This is a genomic window from Clostridium sp. AF15-41, assembly GCF_003604095.1.
Classification (GTDB): Bacteria; Bacillota; Clostridia; order Lachnospirales; family Lachnospiraceae; genus Coprococcus.
Map to the genome: position 1 here is coordinate 17,136 of NZ_QTMQ01000013.1, position 25,010 is coordinate 42,145.

Consider the following 25,010-nt stretch of genomic DNA (forward strand, 5'->3'; position numbering starts at 1 on the left):
CAAACTTCTTATGGCATCCTAACACTTCCTGTTAGAATGCCATCTATAAACATAAATACTATATTATTTTTCCCCATGCTCCTTCACGACCAGTCTGCCTCTTCCGCTTTCCTTCGCCTCGTATAATGCATTATCTGCTTCCTCATATAACCGGTTAAAGGTTGCTTCTGACTTAGCGATGACTGCGCCCATAGAGATGCCGGTACCTCCCTCTGCAGATTTTACTGTCAGATTTACTTTGTCAAATATCTGCTGGGCATGTTCTTTGATCTCCTTCTCCGGCACACTCTTATTGAAGAACATCATTACTGCAAATTCGTCCCCACCCATACGACTGGCAAAATCTTCATTTCGTAAAGACACAAGCAATGTCTGGGCGACTAAGATCAGATATTTATCACCATTATGATGACCATAGGTATCATTATATTGCTTAAATTTATCAACATCTATCATGATCATCATTGCATTAAAATCACCTGATAACAGCTTCATCTCCATATCATTCCGAAAAGCCGCATGATTCAAAAGGCCCGTCAGGGAATCTGTACGATATGTATTCTCCCAATTCCGCAATCTGACTTCCGCCTTATTCTGCTCTGCATCTGTCAAGATCTTCATGGAATAAGTACTCGATACATCTGAAATAATAATCTCTGCACGATCCTGTTTAACTGCCGAATCGTAAAAGACACGTCCATAGCAAAAGACATAAATATCCTTTCCATCCTTTCGATGGAGTCTGTGTTCCTGCAATACATATGTACTCTTAGCCAGATTGGCATTTGTCCGGCACAAATATTCTGTCCGATCAGCTTCAGGGATCAGGTCCATCTGATTCATGGAATTTTTTTCTACATCCTCACCGGAATAGCCTGTCAGCTTCTCGAAATTATCATCCACAGACAAAATATTCCATGAACCATCTAGCAAATATCTGCTGCATTGCACTGTATGTACACAGAATGCTTCCTGAAGTGTACTGTTATCCTCCGGTTTTGCCACTTGTTTGTGTTGAGGTTTTTCCTTCTCCTGCCTGAACTTATGAACTCCCTTTACGGTATCAGAATAATTCTCTGATATCATTTGAATAAACTCGGAAACAATAAACGGATCAAATTGTGTTCCGGCGCATTTTTTTAATTCTTCAAGTGCATCGGATACAGGCATTCCATTTCTATATGGACGGTCACTTACCATCGCATCAAATGCATCAACAACAGCAATTACACGTGACAGTACAGGTATACTCTCCCTGCTCAGTCCGTCCGGATAGCCCTTTCCATCCCATCTTTCATGATGATGTCTGATTTCCTCTGCGATCTGCTTCAATTCTACATTACTGTTTGCAATATCGTAGCCCTTTTCAACATGTGAACGCATGATCTTCCATTCTTCATCGGTAAGTTTTCCCGGTTTGTTCAATATCTCCATCGGAACACCGATCTTTCCGATATCATGAAGCAGACAGAGAAGGGACAAGCGGCTTTGCTGTATATCGGATAACTCTATACGTTTACCAAGCTCTGCACCCATAATCTGTGTACGGCGAACGTGATGCTCCGTATCACTGTCACATTCCTCAAGTGCCCGTATCAGAGATGCCAGCATATCCGAATGAATGGATTTGCTGTCTACTAATTTCTTTGTACGCATAGCTTTAGCTGTATTTCGAATGCTTTCAACTATACTGTGTGTCTCATCTTCTACTACACTGACTGCGTACTGAATACTTCCGTCGAACTTCTCCTTAAGTTTTCCGGCACATACTGCCATCTCATCTTCACTGCTTCGGCTACACAATGCTATAAGATGTGCCTCGGTTCCTCTGACATAATATGCCCTTTCAGGAAAACAGGTTCTCATATTTTCCGACAACAACCGGATCTTCTGATCCCCTGCTTTTTTCCCAAGTGTGCTGTTGATAACAGACAAACTATTAATATCGCATACAGCAATTCCTACCGGGAACGTAAAATGATCATTTTTTTCCAATGCAAGCTGTTTGAAATTTTCCCATTTCTGAAATCCTGTAAGCATATCCGTCTCAAGTGCGATATCTGTAAATACAAACATCTGACCAATCTTATGGCCGTTTTTATTTTCAAGCTTCTTTACATCACACCGCAATGTTTTTTCTTCCGTTTCCAACTTAACATAGCATTGCAGGGAAAAGCTGTCGTCATCTGATTCTGGATCAAACGACAATCCATATACATCCAGAAAACTCTGAAGATCTTTACATCCGGTCAACAGTTCTTCTCCCAGGAAAAAATCAGCTCTTTCATTATGCAGAATCAGGTGCTCGTCATCATCAAACAAAACGATGCCCTGCCCTATATTTTCAAATATACTTGTCTTCAATTTATTCAACATCCCATGTGTGGAATAATCAAAGCAGCTCCAATAAATAATAAATGATACTACACTGTATCCTCCGATCGAATAGTCCAGTAAATTCACTACAGATTCGCCCGGTAAAAATAAAAAGATCGCATTTGACCCTACAATAATAAGAATTCCTATGATAACACTTAAATACTGCCAACGATATTCTTGCGGAATCTTGCAAATCTTCCGAATCAATAAACCTACCACCAATAACACCATTACATACGAAAATATCAGATGGAGCTCATACAAGGGCTTCATCTGATAGCTATACTTTGCAATCAGCGTATCCCGTGGTTTATATTCAATTGCAATTTCCATAAATGGATTAACTGCAAACACGATCAATTCATATATACAATATAAAAAGCAGAATGCTACCATCCATTTCCCATATCCGGAAAACTTTCCTTTTGTGAAATAAACCGTGAAAATTAAAAGAGAGACAAGCATAAAATCTATACTTATAAAATATATACTCGACATAGCCGCCATGCACATATAGGAATCACTTATGATACTGATCAGATAACTAATATCTACAATAGCCGCACCCATACAGGCAAACCCCAGAAATCTACCTGTTGTTTTATTCTTTTTAAAAGATTTTACCGCTAATAATATATCTGTAGCAGCAATAATAATTGATATGACTATATATGCATTGATCATGACTGTCTCATTCATAGTAAACCTCCAATATTCAGACAAAATCTGAGTTTATTTTACTATTTTTGAGGCAGTATGGCAACACCTATGCGTATCATAAACGCCGGCGATTTACCAAATCCGTTAAATTCAACTCTTATCGTTTATTCAGTACCAGAATCTTGTTTGAAAAATTCCTTACAGCCGGAATCTTTCCAAGCACCTTATATACAGGAACAAATTCCTTCATTCCTTCTACAAGACTGATATCTTTTTCGCTCTGGAAAGAAGGAGCAACACTCTGAAATGCTTTTCCGCTTTTCACACCCCAGATGAATTTCGCCTGGCTTCCCTCTATGGACTTCTCTTTCATATGCTTCACAACAAATGGTGCCATTACCTCAACCAGAACCTTTGCCTGTGTAAATGTCTGATCAATAATCTCAAACATCTTACGCACATCCTGCTCCGTTAAATACATCGTAAGCCCTTCTATGACCACCAAAACCGGTTCTCCATGATACTCGATATCCAACGTATAAGATGGATCTGTTGCAGACTTAGCGATCTGATAAACAGGGTCATTCTCCTCAAGGAAACGACTTCGGATATCCATGGTCTCCGGAAGATCAATATTGTACCAACGTTGATATTTTCCCTTCATCCGGTAACACCGGGTATCCAGTCCACAGGCAATATTTACAACAATGGCATCCGGATGCTTGGTCAGATAATCATTTACCAGACGATCCAACACGATCGTTCTTGCAATTACACCGCTGCTCATCAACTTATCGGATTCTGCCTTTGAAAAATCATAATCCAACCGGGATACGATCTCGATCGCTTTCTTATCATAGATATGGTGATTCTTTTTTTCGGATTCTGCCGCTCTTGCAAATAAAGTCTGCAGCATCGTCTCCGGTACTCCCTGTACTCCTACCTTTGTTTTAGCCTGTTCTCCTGTTGTTCCTGTCTGCATTACTTTTCCTTCACTCATAAATTATTCTCCTTTTCTGTATTTACATAACAAATGTTATTTTTTGTTATGTTGTAAAAAAAGAACCCCACAGCTACATGCTGTGAGGCGCTCTTAGATTCTGTATTAATTTATCTGTTCCACCCATCGAGTAGATCCCGATCTTCTCAACCAGATACAAACTATCTTCCATGCTGTAATTTCCTTTAATAATCTCCAGACATCCATCCAAACGGATCTTGGCCAGTATCTTTACAAGCTTCTCATCCGGCTCACATTCCATCCGGCTCTTATAAAATGTATATATCGACTGCTCCATCAGTTGTTCTACCTTGGAACGATACATTTCATAACAGCTTCCTTGCGCCTTCTCCAGAATGACCACCGCTTCTTTTCGGTGTTCCAGAATAAATCGCATCATCTGAACATCTAACTGCGTACCAATCTCCGGCTCTGCAAGCTCTAACTCCATATATCTGACAAGCAATTCTTCATACTGCACAACCAGTGGTTCAAAAATCTCCCGGAACAACGCTTCTTTATTCTTAAAATAAAAATACATTGCACCGGTTGTAACTCCTGCCCGGCTGCAGATCATTCGAAGACTTGCTTTATTATAGCCATGTATGAAGAATTCGTCTAATGCTGTCTGTTTGATTTTCTCTATTGTGTTTTCCTGATCATTCATCATAACACATGTTATGTTAGACGTTTCTAACCAAAATGTCAAGTATTATTTTCCGGTCACGCTCTTTACCTTATAATTTCTGACACCCGAAGCCTTCTTCTCTTTTATTTTTCTATCACCTGACATATATTCCTGCAAAATCTGTGTCTTCTATCCCACGTGATCTTACAGGAACAACAGTAATACAATATACATTTATTTTACTTACATAATCTTTCCATCTGTTGAAATTGTAACCACATTCCACGGAAGGAATTTGCCGCTGTTCTGAAGAGCATTTTTTACAGCCATCTCAATACCACCACAACACGGGACCTCCATTCTCACAACCGTAACGCTCCGGATATTATTATTCCGGATGATCTCTGTCAGCTTTGCAGAATAATCTATCATGTCAAGCTTCGGACAGCCAACCAAAGTGATATGTCCCTTAATAAAATCCCGATGGAAATTTGCATATGCATACGCTGTACAATCCGCCGCAACAAGCAGCTTTGCTCCATCAAACCAAGGGGCTGTCACCGGAACAAGCTTGATCTGTACCGGCCACTGGCGCAGCTCTGACTCCTGCTGTCCCATCATCGATGCTAACTGCTGTACAAGCTCAGGTGATACTTCACCATTTTGCACAGTCTTACTCCCTGCTTCAACAGTTCTTGTCTTTTTGTCATACCGGTCTCTGTTAAATGTCTTCATAGCCGTACCCGGACAACCACATGGTAGTGGTTCTCCTGACGGACTGCCTGCTCCATTTACTGCCTTCTCAGCTTTTGCCGCCAATACCGCTGCCTCATCATAGTCCGCTGCTTCACGTTCAACAAATGTAATGGCTCCGGTCGGACAGGTAGGAAGACAGTCTCCCAGTCCGTCACAATAATCATCACGAAGCAGCTTTGCCTTTCCATTCACCATCCCGATTGCGCCCTCATGGCATGCCGATGCACATGCCCCACAGCCGTTACACTTTTCTTCATTAATTTCTATAATCCTGCGAATCATCGTTTTTCCTCCTGAATACCCGATACCTGATCATTCTATGATATTTGCTGTTATATCTGTCGCTTCTTTGATCGACATTATACATCGCAGCTTACTTTCATCACTTAACTGTCAATCAGGTTCTTGATTTTATGTGCTTATTCTAATATACTTATTTCAAAATGTATGTTGGATTTCCAACAAAACAACATTTAAGGAAATGGAAATTTTATGAACAAACACGATCTTACATCCTATATTGATACCCTGTCAGCCTGCCGCCTGTTTACCGGCATCGATGAACAGGATCTGCCAGCTATGCTTACATGTCTGGACGGAAACCATATTCATGTAAAAAAAGGGAATCCCATATTCGTAGAGGGCGATCCGGCACGCTTTATCGGAATCATTCTTACCGGAACAGCGCAGGTGATCCGGGAAGATTATTATGGGCACCGAAGCGTCATGACAGATCTACAACCCGGTGATCTGTTTGCAGAAGCCTTCTCCTGCGCAGGTCTTTCTACTGTACCGATCAGCGTCTTTGCCATGACTGACAGTGATATTCTGCTTCTGGACTGCCACCACCTTCTGACCTCCTGTTCGAATTCCTGTGATTTTCACAACACCCTGATCCGGAATCTGCTACACGAAATTGCCCGGAAAAACCTTGCGTTAAACCAAAAAATACGCTATATGTCAGAGAAAACAACCCGTGATAAATTAATGGCATACCTCTCCGACCAGGCAAAACAGAATCATTCGGATACCTTCACTATTCCTTTCAATCGTCAGGCACTCGCAGACTATCTCGGTGTAGAACGCTCCGCCATGTCCGCTGAAATCAGCAAACTAAAAAAAGGCGGAATCATCGACACTCAAAAGTCGACCTTCCGCCTACTCTAAGAACATGCTTGCAAAGAGCATTCTTATTATATAAGTTCGTGACATAAAACATCACACGGACGGTATATATATCTTTATTGCGCAGAACACTTTCGTTCTATCCTCATGTAACGGTACTAAGCTCCCGCTTAATAGCGGATCGCTAAGGACCGACATTCGGACAGGTCTGCTTCATAAAATATATATACCGTCCGTGTGATGTTTTTGTTCATTCCCTATTTTTCAAGAATGCTCTTTGCCAGCTTCTGCTGCTCCTCTGTTGGAGGATCGATTCCCTCTAATTTATAAGGAATTCCAAGTCTCTCCCACTCCTGAATACCCAGCTTATGATATGGAAGTACCTCTACCTTATCCACTGTTTTAAGAGTATCTATAAATTCTTTTGTCTTCTTCAGATCATCCTCATCTGTCGTAATTCCCGGAACAAGTACATGTCTGATCCACATATGCTTGCCCTGATCGGACAGATACTGAGCAAGCTCCAGAATATTCTGATTTGAGAATCCTGTTAATTCACGATGCTTATCATCATGGATCTGTTTGATATCAAGTAGAAAAAGATCTGTAAGGCTCATCAGTTCATTGAACTTTGAGAAGAACGGTTCTTCTCTGGTAAATGGATTTCCGGCCGTATCGATCGTAGTATGGATACCCTGCGCCTTTGCCAGCTTGAAAAATTCGATCAGGAAATCCATCTGAAGTAATGCTTCACCACCGCTTACAGTGATACCACCCTGACCTTTCCAGTATGGCTTATAACGAAGTGCCTGCTTTAACAGATCTTCCGGAGTTCTGGCCTCGATCTTAACACCTTTATCTTTGAGCAGTTTTGTATTCTCTTCAATTTTTTTCTCAAGTGCTTCTCTTTCATCATCGCTGACATCGTCAGCATACAGTCTGCTGTAATCTGTTACAAGATTCCATGTCTCAGGGTTATGACAATATTTGCATCTCATCTTGCATCCCTGTAAAAATACAACAAATCGAATTCCCGGACCATCGACTGCTCCAAAGCTTTCTGTTGAATGAATATATCCTAAAATCTGTTTCTTTTCCGGCATGTTCCACCTCTAAGTTCTTTCTATTATTTTACACAAATACACATTAAACAACCACGACTATGCATCTGTTTCCACCACTCACAGCTTCATAGTCTCTTTCTATTTTCTCTCTGATACACAATTTTCATACACGATATTATGATGAAATTTTACTTCCTTACAAGGAATGTTTTTTATGCATTGGGTGAGCTATTCTCACGATATAATGAACGCAAAATTACTTGCTCGCAAGGATGCTGATTTTGCGAAATGCATAGAATGTGCGAAGCACATGATATAATGAACGCAAAATTATTTGCTCGCAAGAATGCTGATTTTGCGTAATGCATAGAATGTGCGAAGCACATGATATACGGATAAAAATCCGTCTGCCTTATGCTGTAAAAAAGTCCCGGAGATAGACTCCCCGGGACTCCAATCTTTTACTTATCTGTTAAAACATTCAGACTGTGTAAGATTTACAGTGAGTCATGGAATGTTCTGTTGATAACGTCGAGCTGCTGCTCACGTGTAAGTGAGATAAACTTAACAGCATATCCTGATACACGGATTGTGAAGTTAGCGTACTCTGGCTTATCTGGATTCTCCATTGCATCAAGGAGCTTATCCTTACCGAATACGTTTACATTTAAGTGGTGAGCACCCTGATCGAAGTATCCGTCCATAGCGCTTACAAGCTTTTCAGCTCTTTCTTCCTCGTCATGTCCGAGTGCTGATGGGTTCATTGTCTGAGTATTTGAGATACCATCTAATGACCACTCATAAGGAATCTTAGCTACTGAGTTCAGTGAAGCAAGAAGTCCTGATGTCTCTGCACCGTAACTTGGGTTAGCACCTGGTGCGAATGGTGTCCAAGCACGTCTTCCATCTGGAAGGTTACCTGTGTACTTACCATATACTACGTTTGATGTAATTGTCAGGATAGATGTTGTAGGCTCTGAATTACGATATGTGTGTCTCTTCTTGATATCTGTGATGAACTCATGAAGAAGCCATACACCGATGTTATCAGCTCTATCATCATCATTACCATATTTAGGGAATTCTCCCTCGATCTCAAAGTCTTCTGCAAGACCTGTTTCTGCGTTACGAATAACCTTAACCTTAGCGTACTTGATAGCTGACAGTGAGTCGATTACGTGTGAGAATCCGGCAATACCTGTTGCGAATGTACGACGTACATCTGTATCGATAAGTGCCATTTCTGCTGACTCATAGTAATACTTATCATGCATGTACTGAATCAGGTTCAGGATATTTACATAAAGTCCTGCTAACCAGTCAAGCATCTTCTTGTACTTAGCAAGAACTTCATCATAGTCAAGATACTCTGAAGTAATTGGAGCGTACTCAGGACCAACCTGCATTGGCTTGCCTGTCTTCTTGTCTAAGAACTTCTCATCTTTACCACCGTTGATAGCGTAAAGGAGACACTTAGCAAGGTTTGCACGAGCTCCGAAGAACTGCATCTCTTTACCTGTCTGTGTAGCTGATACACAGCAGCAGATTGAATAGTCATCACCCCAGATAGGCTTCATAACATCATCATTCTCGTACTGGATTGAGCTTGTTCTTACTGAGATCTTAGCAGCATACTTCTTGAATGTATCCTGAAGAGCTGAAGAATAAAGAACTGTAAGGTTTGGTTCCGGAGCTGGTCCCATGTTCTCAAGAGTATGAAGGAATCTGTAGTCGTTCTTTGTAACCATTGAACGTCCGTCAACACCGATACCACCAACTTCAAGTGTAGCCCATACAGGGTCACCTGAGAACAGTTCGTTGTATGACTTAATTCTTGCGAACTTAACCATACGAAGCTTCATTGTGAAATGATCAATAAGTTCCTGAGCCTCAGCCTCTGTAAGCTTACCAGCCTTAATATCTCTCTCAATATAAATATCAAGGAATGTTGATACACGTCCAACTGACATAGCAGCACCATTCTGTGTCTTGATAGCTGAAAGATATCCGAAGTATAACCACTGGATAGCTTCCTTAGCGTTTGAAGCTGGCTTAGAAATATCATAACCATATGACTGAGCCATAACCTTCATCTCCTGCAGACGTCTGATCTGTTCTGCAAGTTCTTCTCTCTGACGGATAACATCATCAAACATGTTACCATCGCCACAGTTAGCCTTATCTTCCTCTTTCCAAGCGATCAGCTGATCGATACCGTAAAGAGCAACTCTTCTGTAGTCACCTACGATACGTCCACGTCCATAAGTATCAGGAAGACCTGTTACGATATGTGTATGACGTGCAGCTTTCATCTCTGGTGTATATGCATCAAATACTGCCTGGTTATGTGTCTTGTGATACTCTGTGAAGATCTTGTGGAAGTTCTCGTTTGGCTTGTAACCATACATTTCAAGAGCTTCCTCAGCCATCTTAATACCACCATAAGGCATGAATGCTCTCTTAAGTGGTTCATCTGTCTGAAGACCAACGATCTGCTCAAGATCTTTTGTCTCAGGATCAATATATCCAGGGCCGTATGCTGTGATGCTTGATACAACATCAGCATCCTCCTTTAATACACCGCCGTTATCTCTTTCTGCTTTCTGAAGAGCCTGAAGCTTGTCCCAGAGCTTGTTAGTAGCATCTGTAGGTCCAGCAAGGAAGCTCTCGTCTCCGTTGTACATTGTGTAGTTATTCTGGATGAAGTCTCTGACATTACATTCTTCTTTCCAGAGTCTACCTGTGAATGAATCCCATTCCTGGTTCTGTAACATAATAATTTTTCTCCTTTCAATTTTATATTATGTGAATATATAATACACTCTAATGGTATTATACAGAATCTTTTTTTATAATTCAACAATCCTTATCATTTTTATTGTATTTCTTTTCGTACATTCGCATAATTTTTACAAATTTTTTAATCTCTGAAAAAAAGCTTGACACAGAGTGAACTCCAAGAACTATCATTTAATTATCAAAGACAAGGAGGATCGTCAAATGAATAAATTATCCGACACATTTGAACTGAAAAATGGAGTATCAATTCCATGTATCGGATATGGAAATGAGATCAGCGTTGGCAAAAGGATTGCCGAAAGTGGAATTGCGATACGTGGAACGCCATGACAGATTTGTATAAATCCGGCAAAATCCGTAACACCATATCGAATCGTTGAAAATGCCAACGTGTGCTTATCATATTGAATACCGGTTGTTTTCCTGCCGGCACATCCAGTGCCAACCGCAGCTTGGTCGCCGGCTTTATATCTATCGTTCCTGCCATTTTATCCCTTACTTTCTTCTTTATATATCGTTCATTCCGAACAAACGAATCTATACTTTATCTCCATCCTGATTTTTTGTCGATTTTTAAGTATATGTGTCAAATATTTTAACATACTGTAAACAGAAAATCCAGTATTTTATATCAGGAATGCGTTAATTACGACAAATACCTCATACATGAAAAAAACTGCCGGAATCCATCATATATCTCCCTTTTCACCTGCATTATATCAGGCAAAATCGGTTAATAAATGACCAATTCCGACAGCTTTTTGTCTCAGCTATTGTTTCTTATAATATCCCATATAATAGTATACTGCTTATGATTCTCTGCTGTTCTTCTCTGCATCTGCAGATATCTTATCGCTATCCGATTCTTTTTTAATAAATGTCTCATTAATGAAAAAGAATCCTCCGAGACCGATTGCAACAACGCCAAAAACAATAGCAAATATATCCATACCCATTTTATTATTCTCCTTTTCTTCTTACATATTCGGTTTTCAAATGTAAGAAGTTAGGAGTTTCTTTCCGTCCTTTTTATGTATATACTCAAGCCTTCGATACCATTGAGATGCATGCACCAGTGTGCCGATCTTCACCCACCATTTTCTGGTATCACAAACAAACCCGGATAAGGTAAACAGAAACGGTAAAACCAGGATCCACAGATCAACTGTTTTCTCCGATTGAAACGATTTCAAGCTCTGCGTTTCAAACACTGTACGAAGAACGCTTCCTGTCGGAAGTATCCCTATTTCATTAATTGATGTCGTCCGGACTTCACGAAGCACAGATTTATTCTGTTCAAGCCCCCGCTCCATTCTGGAACTTTCTATATCACCTATGCCAAAAACGGTGGCAGCTAATATCAATATGATACAATATATTACACATATTTGTTTCTTCTGTTGTTGAAGCATAGCTGCCACCTCACTTTCTGTAGATTTCTTTCTGCATATCCTATACTTACTGCATGCCGCATAATCAGCACACTTGAAAACGAATAATTCCGCGTTCATTATCTCATAAATATAACAAAATAAATATTCTTTATTTTACTCTTATCTATTTCTTAATTTCTTCGCGGAGCTGTGTTCCAAGTTTCTGAATATCTTCTTCCAGATCACCCTCCAGCTCATGCACATCTTTTTCAAGACGATCCTTAAACATCAGAAGGAAACTGATAAGAAGCAATCCGCTGGATACCCAGATAGCATGGAAGCCCAGATGTACCGACAAAACACCTCCGATTCCGGCTCCGACCGCAAAGAACAGGATCACACCGAAATAATATAGTGACATTTCTAACTGCTCCGGCTTCTTTTCTCTTAAATATACAGATAAGGCTGCTGTACCACTTCTGAGATTTCCGATACACATCGTACTCGCATAAGAATGTCCGTTGACTTTTCGGAATGTCTGAACCTGCATTGCACAGGAAAAAGATACTAATACCGTTGCCAGCATGTTCCATCCTTCTGTTAAAAATCCAACAAAAAACAAAATTAAAATCTCCATCAATAAAATGGATTGTCTCCAATGAAGCTTCTTTGCGTATTTGAACCGTCCCTGTACCTGTTCTGCAAAGAACACCCCAAATGCAAATGCAAACAACGGATACAGATATCGAAGTCCTGCCTGCCATTCACCCATCATAAAATGCTGACTCATCAGCACTACATTTCCTGTCTGCGCATTCGAAAACACTTCATCTCTTGTAAAATATGTATAGGCATCCTGAAATCCACCGGATAACGCCAGAAACACACTGGTAATAAACGCTTCCGACATCTGCCGTTCCGCCTGTCTGTTCTGCCCAACTTTCATCTCAATCAACTCTCCGTTCTTCTTCAAATAATATCAGACACAATATAGTTAGCAAGAACGATATGCCCTGCTTCAAAGAAAAACCGGATGTGAAACCCACACCCGGTTCTTCTTTGTCCGAAGTATATCCTGACGTTATAATGTCTCAGGTGTATCTCACGAACATATATTGTATTCTGATCATTCAGATATTATTTCTGAGGACCTGCTGCAACTAATGCCTTACCAGCTTCGTTGCTCTCGTACTTAGCAAAGTTCTTGATGAATCTGTCAGCAAGATCTAATGCCTTTGTCTCCCATGCAGAAGCATCTGCATATGTGTCACGAGGATCAAGGATTGCCGGATCAACACCCGGAAGCTCTGTAGGTACTTCAAAGTTGAAGTAAGGGATCTTCTTTGTAGGAGCTGAAAGGATAGCACCGCTAAGGATAGCATCGATGATACCTCTTGTATCCTTGATTGAGATACGCTTGCCTGTTCCGTTCCATCCTGTATTTACAAGATAAGCCTTAGCTCCGCTCTTCTCCATCTTCTTAACAAGCTCTTCAGCATACTTTGTAGGATGTAACTCAAGGAATGCCTGTCCGAAACATGCTGAGAATGTAGGTGTCGGCTCTGTGATTCCACGCTCTGTACCAGCAAGCTTAGCTGTGAAGCCTGACAGGAAGTAGTACTGTGTCTGCTCTGGTGTCAAAATAGATACCGGAGGAAGTACTCCGAATGCATCTGCTGAAAGGAAGATAACATTCTTTGCTGCAGGAGCTGATGAAATAGGACGAACGATGTTCTTAATATGATCGATTGGATAAGATACACGAGTATTCTCTGTAACGCTCTTATCTGTGAAGTCGATCTTACCATTTGCATCTACTGTTACGTTCTCAAGAAGAGCATCTCTTCTGATCGCATTATAGATATCCGGCTCTGAATCCTTATCAAGGTCGATAACCTTTGCGTAGCAGCCACCTTCGAAGTTGAATACGCCGTTGTCATCCCAGCCGTGCTCATCATCACCGATCAGGAGACGCTTAGGATCTGTTGAAAGTGTTGTCTTACCTGTTCCTGAAAGACCGAAGAAGATAGCTGTGTTCTCACCGTTCATATCTGTGTTTGCTGAACAGTGCATAGCTGCCATTCCCTTAAGTGGAAGGTAGTAGTTCATCATTGAGAACATACCCTTCTTCATCTCTCCGCCGTACCATGTATTGATGATAACCTGCTCATGGCTTGTGATGTTAAATGCTACACATGTCTCTGAGTTAAGACCAAGTTCTTTATAGTTTTCTACTTTAGCCTTTGATGCGTTGTAAACAACGAAATCCGGCTCGAAGTTCTCAAGTTCTTCAGCAGTTGGCTTGATGAACATATTTGTTACGAAATGTGCCTGCCAAGCTACTTCTACGATAAAACGGATAGCCATACGAGTATCAGCGTTTGCTCCACAGAAAGCATCAACTACAAATAATTTCTTATTTGAAAGTTCCTTCTTTGCAATATCCTTAACGGATGCCCATGTCTCTTCTGTCATTGGATGATTATCGTTCTTGTAACCATCTGTTGTCCACCATACAGTGCCCTTTGAATTCTCATCAACAACAATATACTTATCTTTAGGTGAACGTCCTGTATAAATACCTGTCATTACATTAACAGCGCCAAGCTCTGTTTCCTGTCCTTTTTCATATCCTTCAAGAGTAGATTTAGTCTCTTCCTCGAAAAGTGTTTCATATGAAGGGTTGTAAACGATCTCTGTAGTTCCGGTAATGCCATACTTGCTTAAATCAATATTTTTCATTGTACACAAATCCTCTTTTCTTTCTAAGTATTATTCTATGGAGGTTAGTTTGTACTACCAACTTCCACAGTCAATTTGTATTATAGCCATCCCTAATCAAAAAGTAAAGAAAATCTTTACCGGATATGACTTTTTTACATTTTTTTTATAATCATCACGCCTGTATTTTATAATTTATATTTGTTTTAGAAACACAGACAGATTGCATAGACAAGTGCCGCCATGATCCATGCAACAACACACTGTCCGACCACAACTACCAGTGCCCATTTGCTTCCAAGTTCCCGTTTTACGGAAGAAACGGCTGCTACACATGGAGTATACAGCAAACAGAATATCAACAATGACAGAGCGGATGCCGGTGTCAGGATCTTATGGATAACATCCATGCTTCCGGTCAGCACAGACAATGTTGATACTACACTCTCCTTGGCCATAAATCCGGATATCAGTGCCGTCGATATCCGCCAGTCTCCGAAACCAAGCGGTGCAAATACCGGTACGATCAATCCTGCGACAACTGCAAGGATACTGTTCTGTGAATCTGCCGTCAGGTTAAAGTGCAGATCAAAGCTCTGTAAGAACCAGATCACGATCGTTGCCACAAAGATAACCGTAAATGCCCGCTGTAAGAAATCCTTTGCCTTTTCCCATAATAACTGCAATACATTTTTCAATGCCGGCATTCTGTAGTTTGGAAGCTCCATAACAAACGGAACTGCCTCACCCTTGAATAATGTCTTTCTGATAATAAGCGCCACAAGGATTCCTATCAGTATTCCCACAACATACAACCCGACCATAACAAGTGCTTTATACTTTGGGAAAAACGCTGTTGCAAAGAATGCATAGATCGGAAGCTTTGCAGAACAGCTCATAAACGGGGTCAACAGGATCGTCATCTTACGATCACGCTCCGACGGAAGGGTACGGCTCGCCATAATGCCGGGAACCGTACAACCGAAGCCAACCAGCATCGGCACAATACTTCTTCCGGATAACCCAATCTTTCTGAGTGGTTTGTCCATGACGAAAGCAACACGAGCCATATATCCACTGTCTTCCAATAACGAAAGAAATAAGAACAGCACCACTATGATCGGAAGAAAACTCAGCACACTTCCAACTCCCTTAAAGATACCATCGATCACAAGTGAATGAAGCACCGGGTTCACCGACCATGCAGTCAGAAGCTGATCCATCTGCGCTGTCAGATAATCAATCCCTTTCTCCAGCAGATTCTGAAGTACCGCTCCGATCACATTAAAGGTCAGAAAGAAGACCGCTCCCATGATCAATATAAAGGTCGGTATCGCGGTATACTTTCCCGTAAGAACCGCATCGATCCTCCGGCTTCTGATACGTTCCTTACTCTCTGCCGGTTTGACAACCGTTTGTCTGCAGATCCGCTGTATAAAATCGAACCGCATGTCTGCAATTGCTGCTGCACGATCAATTCCACGTTCTTCTTCCATCTGGCTTACAATGTGTTCTATCATCTCTGTCTCATTCTGTTCAAGATGCAGAGATTTTTCCATCTCTGCATCCCCTTCTGCCACCTTCGCCGCAGCAAAACGAACCGGGATTCCCGCATTCTCTGCATGGTCTTCGATCAGATGCATGATTCCATGCAGGCACCGGTGCACCGAACCACCATGATCTTCCGGATCACAAAAATCCTGTCTGCCCGGTCTCTCCTGATATCTGGCGACATGAACTGCATGTTCGATCAATTCATCTACACCCTGATTCTTGATCGCAGAGATTGGAATAACCGGAATTCCAAGCATACTTTCCAGCTGGTTAATACGGATTGATCCTCCGTTCTCACGAACTTCATCCATCATATTCAGTGCCAGCACCATCGGTATATCAAGCTCCATCAGTTGCATCGTCAGATAGAGATTTCTCTCAATATTGGTTGCATCCACGATATTGATTATGCCCTTTGGTTTTTCATCGAATACAAACTGTCTGGTTACAATTTCTTCGCTGCTGTACGGCGAGAGAGAATATACACCCGGAAGGTCGGTTACTCTTGTGTCCGGATATCCTTTGATCATTCCCTCTTTCCGATCAACCGTTACTCCGGGGAAATTACCTACATGCTGATTCGAGCCTGTCAACTGGTTAAATAATGTCGTCTTGCCACAGTTCTGGTTACCAACCAGAGCAAAGGTCAGGATCTCATCCTTCGGCAGCGGATGTTCATCTGCTTTCACATGATATTTTCCGCCTTCGCCAAGTCCCGGATGCTCTACTAAAGCTTTATCCTTTTTGTTATCTTTCCTATGTTCGTCTTCATCTGATTTTTTATCTGATACCTCGATCTGCTCAGCATCCGCCAGTCGGAGCGTCAGTTCATAATCATGAATACGGATTTCAAGAGGATCGCCCATTGGTGCATATTTGATCAGTTTAACCTCAATACCGGGTATCACGCCCATGTCAAGGAAATGCTGTCTCAGTGCTCCATCACCGCCAACTGTACAGATGGTTGCGGACTGTCCCTCTTTCAAATCTTTGATCGTCATTTGTATCGCCTCTTAACTCTTTATAATAAATATTTATCAATTGCTTCTGCACATCCATCATGGTCACAGTCATTGACAACAACCGCAGCAACTGCTTTTACATGTTCATTTGCATTTCCGACCGCAATCGCTAATCCTGCAGTTTCCAATATATTCAGATCGTTGTCTGCATCACCGACCGCGATCGTCTCTTCAGGTTCAACACCCAGGTGCTCACACAGCCGGAGCAGCCCGGTTCCTTTGGTAACTCCTGTCGCCGAACATTCCAAAGCGGTCTTCTCTGCATCCGCAAGAACAAGATCCAGTCCGGCAAGTCTCTTTCTGGTTTTCTCCCTGCCTTCTGTTGTCGCATGATACAGATTCAGCTTCGGGACCTCAAATGAATGTTCCTTATAATATTCATAGATATCATCGACCTGTGTTGTAACCTTCTCATACATTGGCCGATAGACGCCCATCCCAAAGCGTTCCATCTGGGGTATGTCCTTTTTCTGCACTATGGATTCGATTGCAAGCAGATGCACCATAAGATCTTCTTTTTTACTTTCTGCCAGAATCTTTTCTGCCAGTTCAATAGAGATTGAATTCGAATACAGGATCTTTTCCTCTTTTACATCATACAGGATCGCGCCGCTAGAGCAGACAACATAACGCAGCCTCGGAATCCGCTTAAAATATTCCCGAAGCTCTGCCACACATCTTCCGGTCGAAAGGATCACTTCCTTTCCTGCATCAAATGCACGATTGATTGCTTCCAAAGTATGTTCTGATATCTGTTTCCGTGAATTCAGCAATGTCCCATCCATATCGAATGCAATTACTTTGTATTTACTCATGTATATCTCCTATCGTCTTATTGATAATTTTTATCTATAAGTCCCTCTATATATACAACATTTCAGTCCGATTGTAAATCAGAACAACAAAAAAAGGACACCCTCGTGGCCCGGATGTCCCATGCTATAGCATTTTTTTGATTAAATAAATTATTTAACCTTGATTGTTACTGTCTTTGTATAAGCTGAGTAGTTCTTAGTCTTAGCAACCTTAACTGTTACCTTATAAGTACCTTTCTTGATACCCTTTGATAATGTAATCTTGCCATTCTTAACCTTGATCTTCTTGCTGCTTGCTGTATAAGTAACTTTAGCCTTTCCCTTTACACCTGTTGCTTTGAATGTGTAAGATTTGCCTTTCTTCTTGAAAGTCTTAGCCTTTGTTGCCTTATACTTGTTTGTAACCTTTACATTCTTCTGCTTTGCTTTCTTGATTGTATAAGAAGATGTTACAGATCCGCTGTACTTACCTGTACCTTTAATAGTTACTTTATAAGTACCTGCGTTCTTTGTACTCTTCTTAGAGAAAGAAACTGTATAATCAGTACCTTCCTTTAATGTTACAGTCTTGCCATCTGCGTTCTTATAAGTCACTGTTTTAACACTAGGCTTCTGTGACTTATTATTAAATGTAAAGGATTTCTTTGAAAGAACAATTGTTGTATTGCCCTTTAAAGAAGCCTTACTAGGAGACTCTGTTGCAGCCATTGCTGTACAAGGAATCATCAGAGCGATCACCATGATAATAGCGATCAGTTTCTTTAAATTCTTCATGTTTTATCTCTCCTTCCTACCACATTTTGGATAAAGGTGTTTTCTCCCATTGTTGATAAATACTATCCTTTGTTGGAATCAAACACATATATGATAAAACAACTGTATGCCACGTACCAGTTGATTCACCCAAGCTTTTCATTTTATTTTTCCTTTTTACCGGAATATTTTTTTTCGCCATAACCGTAGCCATAGCCATAATCCTTGCCATACTTTCCGTAATAACTCTTATATGCTCTTCCCGATGCCTCAACACGGTTTAGTATAACACCCAATAATCTGCAATTCACCTGCTCTAACTGCTGCATGGACTGGCGAATCACATTTCTTGATGTCTCGCCGCTTCTGACAACCAAAACGGCTCCATCACAAAGGGATGCAACCTGTGCTGCATCTGCCACACTTCCAAGAGGCGGTGAATCTATAATAACATATCTGTATTGTTCTGCCAGCTTATCTAAAAGCTCCGCAAACCGGGCATCCTCTAATAATGCAGATGGATTCTCTAACAGGTTGCAGCACGGAACAATATATGCATTCGGAATATTTGTCTCATATACAACATCTTCATACTCGGCCTGTCCCGACAGGTAATAACCGAGATCCTTGATCTCCGACTCAGACTTCATATTGTGTCTTCCTTTGATCACAGACTTTCTGAGATCCACATCCAGGAATACGGTCGGGAATCCTGCCTCTGCCATCATCTTCCAGAGATTGATGGAGATTGTGCTCTTTCCCTCATTCGGAAGACTGCTTGTGATCAGAAGCTTCTTAGTATTCTTCCCACAGAATTTGATATTAATTCTAAGTCGGTTCATTGCTTCTTCTATTGCATATGGCATTTCATTAAAATCTATACTGAGTTTTTTCATTTGCTTCTTCCTTTCAGACCGGATTTTGCCTTATCTTTATCTGTTGCTGAATCTCCCTGATTGAACTGATCACTCTCAGGAATGGAGGTCAGCGGAACGATTCCAAAATACTTCTCCATATCTGAAGCGGTATGGATCGTATCATCTAACAGATATCTGATAATGATAACCAGACAATATAGGAATGCTCCGAGCAAAGCTCCGATCAATGTGAATTTCAGGTAACTCGGTCCTGCTTTCTCATCCGGTATTCGTGCAACCTGTGCAATATTAGGTGCATTGGTACTCATAGTCTCAGGCAGATACTTAACCGAAATTTCCGCAAGTGTATTTGCAATGTTCATTGCTTCTTCAGGATCTGTACTGGTAACTGTAATCTTCAATACACGGGTATCCGTTGGGTTCTCTAATGTGATCATATCTGCAAGCTGTTCATAATCATAACTAAGATCCAGCTTTGCAATTACCTGCTCTAATAACGGATAACTGAGCATCAGGTCTTCGTAGTCTTTTGTAAGAGATGTACCAATATTCAAATCAGACAGATTAACAACAGAATCCTCTGACGCTGATACAACATACAACTTTGCTGTAGACTGATATGTCGGTTTGATCAGAAAATAAGCACATGCATTTAACAAAACTGCTCCGAGCAGAAATGAGAGAACGATAAAATGGAGCTTATCCATCAATGCATATCCAAGATCGACCAGATCGATCTCTTTATCGTCTTCTTCCGCCTGAACAACTCTGATATAGTTGTTTTTTTCTTCTTTTGCTGTATCCGATTCCGATACTCTCTTGTTCTCTGTACTCATATTCTCCTCCGTAAAAAGTAAAACTACTTTTTATTCTTCGTATTCTTCGTAAAACAATTCTGCTATTGCCGCTTCCAGGCTCTGTTCGTTCGGCTCAAATGTGGCATATCCAAGTTCATCCGTTCCAACTGTACCATCAACGGAAACTTCTCCCTCATCCTTTTCCTTTGCAACCAGAAGCGCAAGCTTGCTAAATTTACTTTTATTGATGCTGGTAACCATATAGTCCTGAACGGACTCATACAGGTCTAGCGGATAGGTACTGCTCTGCTGACACTTTTCTTTGATGAGCCTTTTTAATTCAGTCATATATACAGCTTGTCTATGCATACGATTCTCATTTGTCTCATCAGCAACGCCCCATCTGTCATGAATAAATTCTTCCGCCTGTTTATCAGTCAGACAGATTGTTTCACCTTGCTTAAGATCCGGATCGATCTCGGAAAAATCATCTTCGATCGTAACCGTTACTCCACCGGCCATATGATTGATCGTACCGATAGCACCCATATTGACCGCTGCATATCCATCAATTTCCTGTCCGTGCAGATATTCGGATACAGCATCTACCGTATTCTCACAACTGGCTTCCAGTCCGTCGCCACTGGAATGCGCCAATGCAATCTGCATCTCCGTTTCTCCGAGATAAGAATTATCCAGATCAAGCGATTTTACATTTGTGATCGTATTACGATTAATCGCCATTGTCTTAAATGTTCCCGCACTGATATCACGAACCATAAGGATCAGTACATCATTCTGATGTCCTCCGTCATAATCCGTCACCTTTTCTACTTTATCATATGAATCTATACCCATAAACAGGTATGTCTCTATATTCTTCTTCGGAACATATTTCTTACCATTTAGCGTGACCACTCCAAGCTCCGTTTCATATGCCTGCTGTGCCCGAAGCTTCTGTCTGTCAATTACACGAAATACCATCGCCAATACGATACAGAATGCTGCAACAGCCACTATGGTAATCATCAGTTTTTTATATAATTTTCTTTTTTCCTGTCTGCTGTGAATCACTCGTGACATCTCAAACCACCCTTAAAACAGACTGCTTATCAGATCAGATCCACCTGTCGGAAATGCTTTTTCACATATAATCAATGCAATAAGTATCATAAATAAAACTACACTTATTATAATTGCAACTTTTTTCGACATAATCGATATCCTCCGTATTACTCTGTCACCTGAAATCTTATCCTTCGGCTGTTATTCCTGCATTTTATCATTCTTGATCTGCTGCAGCAAATCCACTCCATATTCATCCAAGCGTCTGATACAGGCTTCGCCTGCTTTTTTTCCCAAGATCTGTCGTCCCTCCATCAGATTCGGCGGACGATGATGAATTCCGTGGCAATCACTTCCTAAAATATGTGCCTGTCCTCTTTTGAACATCTTTATCAACGTATGTGACTGTTTCCAGTCCGATAAGCTCTCTGCATTGATCTGTATCGTTACCGGAAGTGACATCAGTTCTTCTATGTATTCTTTATTTCCTGCCGTTTTCATAAAACGTTCCAGATGCGCAATGATCAGCGAAAACTTTCTCTCCTCGATCAGATTTCTTACCTGATCTATATCCTTCTGTCTCCACATTCGGAAAGGCATCTCTAATAACATAATCCTCGAACCGTTAATTGTCAACCAATCTATCTTCTCGGCCTGATCCATTCCCTCAAAAAAGGCGACCTCCGCACCCAGTAAGATCTGTGGAGTGTCTTTACCCAATTGATCTTCTATCTTCTGATATGCTCCGAGCCTTTTCTCTGTAAATCGTTCGATACGGTCACAATCTGCATAAAAATGTGGCGTTGCGATCATGATGTCAACACCCGCTGCCTTACTTCGGCGAAGCATCTCTATCGATGTCTCTACATTCTTACTTCCATCATCTATACCGGGAAGAATATGAGAATGAAAATCTATCACTTTCATTATGGGACTCTGACCTTTCTATTTAAAATAAATAACACGGGATACTGTTTTTATAAAACAGTGGCAACAGATAATACAGTTAACATCCTGCTGTATCAATAGAATCTAGGTTATCAAACCTTTTATAATATCCTGTCACCCCACAAACGTACCAACTGCGTTCGTTTTTCTCAACAGTGATTATGCCACAGTGGGCTTCTAATGTAAAGATGTCGAATATAATTTCTGCATTTTTATATTAAAAGCCCCTATCATCCATTTATTTTTCGTCATTTTACCGAGTTTATTTTTTATGTCTTAATTCCTTTACAGCTCCGGAAAGCTTAATCGGATTACCATATCGGAGTGTTGAATTACGGAAGATCTTACCTCCCAGAACACCCATACCGATCACCGATATATATAAAATTATTGCTGATATAACAACTTCCCATGTTGCTACATCTCCCATCGCAACTCTTGCAAACATTGCACTGTAAGAACTGATTGGAAGATAAGAGCAAATCTTGATAACCAGGCCATCGACATTTGTCAGGTTCATAAGTACAACGAAATATACGATCATTACGATCATCTGCGCCGTACCGGCTGATTTGTTCAGATCCTCGATCTTAGATACCAGTGCTCCCAGTGCCCCATACATAAATGCATAGAACAGGAATCCACCAAGACCGAATACCGCAAATGCGATCAGAACATCAGATGGGATATTTAATACGGCCCCCATAAATCCGCCCCAGTATTCCTTATTAAAGTTATATGAGATCAGCAGGGCTGCCATGATAAGCCCTACCTGAAAGAACGTAGCAACTGTTCCGGCAAATACCTTTCCGAATAAGATATCTCTGGAGTTCGTTGTCGTTACCAGAATCTCGATCGAGCGGTTGCTCTTTTCATTTGCCACACCGGTTGCAATCGACATTCCATACATAACGATCAGCATGAAGATCACGATAACCAGAATATAACAATACCAATAATTGCTTGTGCTGTCCTTACCGAGGATAACTTCTTTTGCCTGGATATCTGCATAATCAAGACTCATAAGTTCATCAAAATCCAGATCATGTGCTTCACTGTACTGTTTCTTGGCAAGCATGGACAGATAACTGTCAAAGGCACCGGTGTAATCATCAAACACGCCTTTGTTATAAACATAATATGTATATTCTGACGTACTATAAACTACATAACCAAGTTCCGCATCTTCACTTTTAACCAGCGACTCTACTTCTGCTGCATCCTTACATTTCTGCAGCTTAACATCCGGATATACCTGCGCCAGCAAACCTTCATCCATAATACCGGATGCATCATAGTATGCATATACGGATTCATTCTCCTGATCCGATTCGTCCTCTGCATCTGTCTCTTTATCAGATGAAGGGCTTCCACTTGTAAATGATTCCTTAATTCTCGGTGCGAACATGATGCCTACACAAAGAAGTGCCAGTAAGAACGTTGAAATCAGATAGGATTTACTGCCAAAATAATTACCCAGTTCAAACTTTAATATTGTACCAATCTTTTTCATATATCTTAACCTCTCTTTCCAAACAGACCCTTTTTCTGCTTTGGTTCAAATTCAGAAAAAGAAGTTCCGATATTATTTTTTTCTTTTATTTCTTCCGGTGTCTCCTCATCTCCGACTGCCGATACAAATATATCATTCAGGGAAGGCTCATAGACACCATAACTTCTAAGCCTGATTCCCAGCTCTTTAAAACGGGAGAGCACCTGCCATTCATCCTGTTCCGACAGGATCTGTATCACAACATGATGCTTGTTATGACTGATCACCTGTACCTGATCTGCAAACTTATCACGAAGAACTTGTTCCAGTTCTTCCGATTCCATTCCGACTGCCGCAACTGCTTTGTGACCTTCTCCGTATTCTTCCTTAATCTTGTCAAGGTTCCCTGCCAGTGCCACTTCACCATGATTGATCACTACGATATCTTCACAGAATTCTTCCACATAGCTCATCTGGTGACTGGAGAAAATAACGATCTTTCCGACTCTGATCAGTTCATTTATAACATCCTTTAAGATCTGTGAATTCACCGGATCCAGACCGGAAAACGGCTCATCTAAGATCACGATGTCAGGATCTGCTACCAATGTTGCCGCAAGCTGTACCTTCTGCTGATTACCTTTCGATAACGTATCCAGCTTCCGGTTCTCGTACTGGATCACATCCAGACGGGTCAGCCATTTCCTCATATTCTCTTCCGCCTGCTTCTTATTCATCCCACGAAGCTTTGCCAGATATACTAACTGCTCACTGATCAGACGTTTCGGGTATAAGCCACGTTCCTCCGGCAGGTATCCGACCTGCTCCGGCTGATAGACAAAGGGTTCTCCATCTAATAAGACCCGCCCCTCATCCGCATGGAAAACATCCATGATGATCCGGATCGTTGTGGTCTTGCCCGCACCATTTCTTCCCAGCAGTCCGAGTGCGCTTCCACCCTCTACCGAGAAGTTGATCCCATGCAGGATCTCTGTGCCATCAAAGCTCTTTTTGATGCCCTGTAATTCTAATTTCATATCTCTCTCCTTTTTTATGAACCGACATTCATATCCCTGTTATGAATGTACGATCAGTTTCAGGTTGCAATTTCCATCTACTATATCATAATTCAACTCTGAAACAATCTTTAATAATCTTAATTATCGTTTGTAACGGTTCAT

At 41.1% G+C, this 25,010-nt stretch carries 21 protein-coding genes; 2 read left to right on the plus strand and 19 right to left on the minus strand.

Going from position 1 to position 25,010, the window contains the following annotated elements; all coding sequences use genetic code 11:
• Window positions 1-63: 63 nt before the first annotated feature.
• From DWW43_RS09575 to DWW43_RS09590, 4 genes are all read right to left on the minus strand, one after another.
• Complete coding sequence (locus tag DWW43_RS09575; RefSeq protein WP_119963426.1) at window positions 64-3,078, minus strand: diguanylate cyclase; 3,015 nt, start codon at window positions 3,076-3,078, stop codon at window positions 64-66.
• 118 nt (window positions 3,079-3,196) lie between these two features.
• Window positions 3,197-4,039: a class I SAM-dependent methyltransferase gene (locus tag DWW43_RS09580; RefSeq protein ID WP_243104457.1), complete on the minus strand. Its 843-nt coding sequence runs from the start codon at window positions 4,037-4,039 to the stop codon at window positions 3,197-3,199.
• Window positions 4,040-4,112: 73 nt separating this feature from the next.
• The gene (locus DWW43_RS09585) at window positions 4,113-4,709 is read right to left on the minus strand and encodes a TetR/AcrR family transcriptional regulator (protein ID WP_119963460.1); all 597 of its coding nucleotides are present in this window, start codon (window positions 4,707-4,709) and stop codon (window positions 4,113-4,115) included.
• Between the two features lie 201 nt (window positions 4,710-4,910).
• Entirely contained in the window at window positions 4,911-5,705 is a 795-nt protein-coding gene (locus DWW43_RS09590; protein ID WP_119963427.1) for a 4Fe-4S binding protein, read from the minus strand.
• 210 nt (window positions 5,706-5,915) lie between these two features.
• Between DWW43_RS09590 and DWW43_RS09595 the strand changes: the two genes are divergently transcribed.
• The gene (locus tag DWW43_RS09595) at window positions 5,916-6,590 is read left to right on the plus strand and encodes a Crp/Fnr family transcriptional regulator (RefSeq protein ID WP_119963428.1); all 675 of its coding nucleotides are present in this window, start codon (window positions 5,916-5,918) and stop codon (window positions 6,588-6,590) included.
• A gap of 215 nt (window positions 6,591-6,805) precedes the next feature.
• On the opposite strand, the gene DWW43_RS09600 is transcribed toward DWW43_RS09595, so the two are convergent.
• Entirely contained in the window at window positions 6,806-7,651 is an 846-nt protein-coding gene (locus DWW43_RS09600) for a radical SAM protein (RefSeq protein ID WP_008401904.1), read from the minus strand.
• A 458-nt stretch (window positions 7,652-8,109) separates the two neighbouring features.
• Window positions 8,110-10,386, minus strand: coding sequence for a formate C-acetyltransferase (gene pflB / locus DWW43_RS09605; RefSeq protein WP_119963429.1), 2,277 nt, complete (start codon window positions 10,384-10,386; stop codon window positions 8,110-8,112).
• 226 nt (window positions 10,387-10,612) lie between these two features.
• Here pflB and DWW43_RS12405 point away from each other — a divergent pair, with 226 nt between their 5' ends.
• Complete coding sequence (locus DWW43_RS12405; RefSeq protein ID WP_279221103.1) at window positions 10,613-10,741, plus strand: hypothetical protein; 129 nt, start codon at window positions 10,613-10,615, stop codon at window positions 10,739-10,741.
• Window positions 10,742-11,220: 479 nt separating this feature from the next.
• Here the strand turns inward: DWW43_RS12405 and DWW43_RS12105 are convergent, their stop codons facing one another.
• From DWW43_RS12105 to DWW43_RS09665, 13 genes are all read right to left on the minus strand, one after another.
• Window positions 11,221-11,367 (minus strand): hypothetical protein, encoded by a 147-nt coding sequence (locus tag DWW43_RS12105; RefSeq protein ID WP_008401909.1) that lies wholly within the window; start codon window positions 11,365-11,367, stop codon window positions 11,221-11,223.
• 36 nt (window positions 11,368-11,403) lie between these two features.
• Window positions 11,404-11,823, minus strand: a complete 420-nt coding sequence (locus DWW43_RS09610; RefSeq protein WP_021944113.1) for a hypothetical protein — start codon at window positions 11,821-11,823, stop codon at window positions 11,404-11,406.
• Between the two features lie 145 nt (window positions 11,824-11,968).
• Window positions 11,969-12,730 (minus strand): YoaK family protein, encoded by a 762-nt coding sequence (locus tag DWW43_RS09615; RefSeq protein WP_192919800.1) that lies wholly within the window; start codon window positions 12,728-12,730, stop codon window positions 11,969-11,971.
• 191 nt (window positions 12,731-12,921) lie between these two features.
• Window positions 12,922-14,526, minus strand: coding sequence for a phosphoenolpyruvate carboxykinase (ATP) (gene pckA, locus DWW43_RS09620; RefSeq protein WP_008401912.1), 1,605 nt, complete (start codon window positions 14,524-14,526; stop codon window positions 12,922-12,924).
• A gap of 185 nt (window positions 14,527-14,711) precedes the next feature.
• Entirely contained in the window at window positions 14,712-17,060 is a 2,349-nt protein-coding gene (gene feoB, locus DWW43_RS09625; RefSeq protein ID WP_119963431.1) for a ferrous iron transport protein B, read from the minus strand.
• A 20-nt stretch (window positions 17,061-17,080) separates the two neighbouring features.
• Window positions 17,081-17,896: an HAD family hydrolase gene (locus DWW43_RS09630; RefSeq protein WP_119963432.1), complete on the minus strand. Its 816-nt coding sequence runs from the start codon at window positions 17,894-17,896 to the stop codon at window positions 17,081-17,083.
• A 150-nt stretch (window positions 17,897-18,046) separates the two neighbouring features.
• Complete coding sequence (locus DWW43_RS09635; RefSeq protein WP_008401915.1) at window positions 18,047-18,670, minus strand: hypothetical protein; 624 nt, start codon at window positions 18,668-18,670, stop codon at window positions 18,047-18,049.
• A 143-nt stretch (window positions 18,671-18,813) separates the two neighbouring features.
• Window positions 18,814-19,545 (minus strand): CpsD/CapB family tyrosine-protein kinase, encoded by a 732-nt coding sequence (locus DWW43_RS09640; protein ID WP_008401916.1) that lies wholly within the window; start codon window positions 19,543-19,545, stop codon window positions 18,814-18,816.
• Window positions 19,542-20,363: a Wzz/FepE/Etk N-terminal domain-containing protein gene (locus DWW43_RS09645; RefSeq protein ID WP_008401917.1), complete on the minus strand. Its 822-nt coding sequence runs from the start codon at window positions 20,361-20,363 to the stop codon at window positions 19,542-19,544. The genes DWW43_RS09640 and DWW43_RS09645 overlap by 4 nt, the downstream gene beginning before the upstream one ends.
• A gap of 30 nt (window positions 20,364-20,393) precedes the next feature.
• On the minus strand, window positions 20,394-21,407 hold the full coding sequence (locus tag DWW43_RS09650; RefSeq protein ID WP_008401918.1) for an LCP family protein: 1,014 nt from the start codon (window positions 21,405-21,407) through the stop codon (window positions 20,394-20,396).
• A 183-nt stretch (window positions 21,408-21,590) separates the two neighbouring features.
• The gene (locus DWW43_RS09655) at window positions 21,591-22,316 is read right to left on the minus strand and encodes a CpsB/CapC family capsule biosynthesis tyrosine phosphatase (protein WP_119963433.1); all 726 of its coding nucleotides are present in this window, start codon (window positions 22,314-22,316) and stop codon (window positions 21,591-21,593) included.
• Window positions 22,317-22,599: 283 nt separating this feature from the next.
• Entirely contained in the window at window positions 22,600-23,850 is a 1,251-nt protein-coding gene (locus tag DWW43_RS09660; RefSeq protein WP_119963434.1) for an ABC transporter permease, read from the minus strand.
• A gap of 5 nt (window positions 23,851-23,855) precedes the next feature.
• Window positions 23,856-24,866, minus strand: a complete 1,011-nt coding sequence (locus DWW43_RS09665; RefSeq protein ID WP_119963435.1) for an ATP-binding cassette domain-containing protein — start codon at window positions 24,864-24,866, stop codon at window positions 23,856-23,858.
• Window positions 24,867-25,010 lie beyond the last annotated feature (144 nt).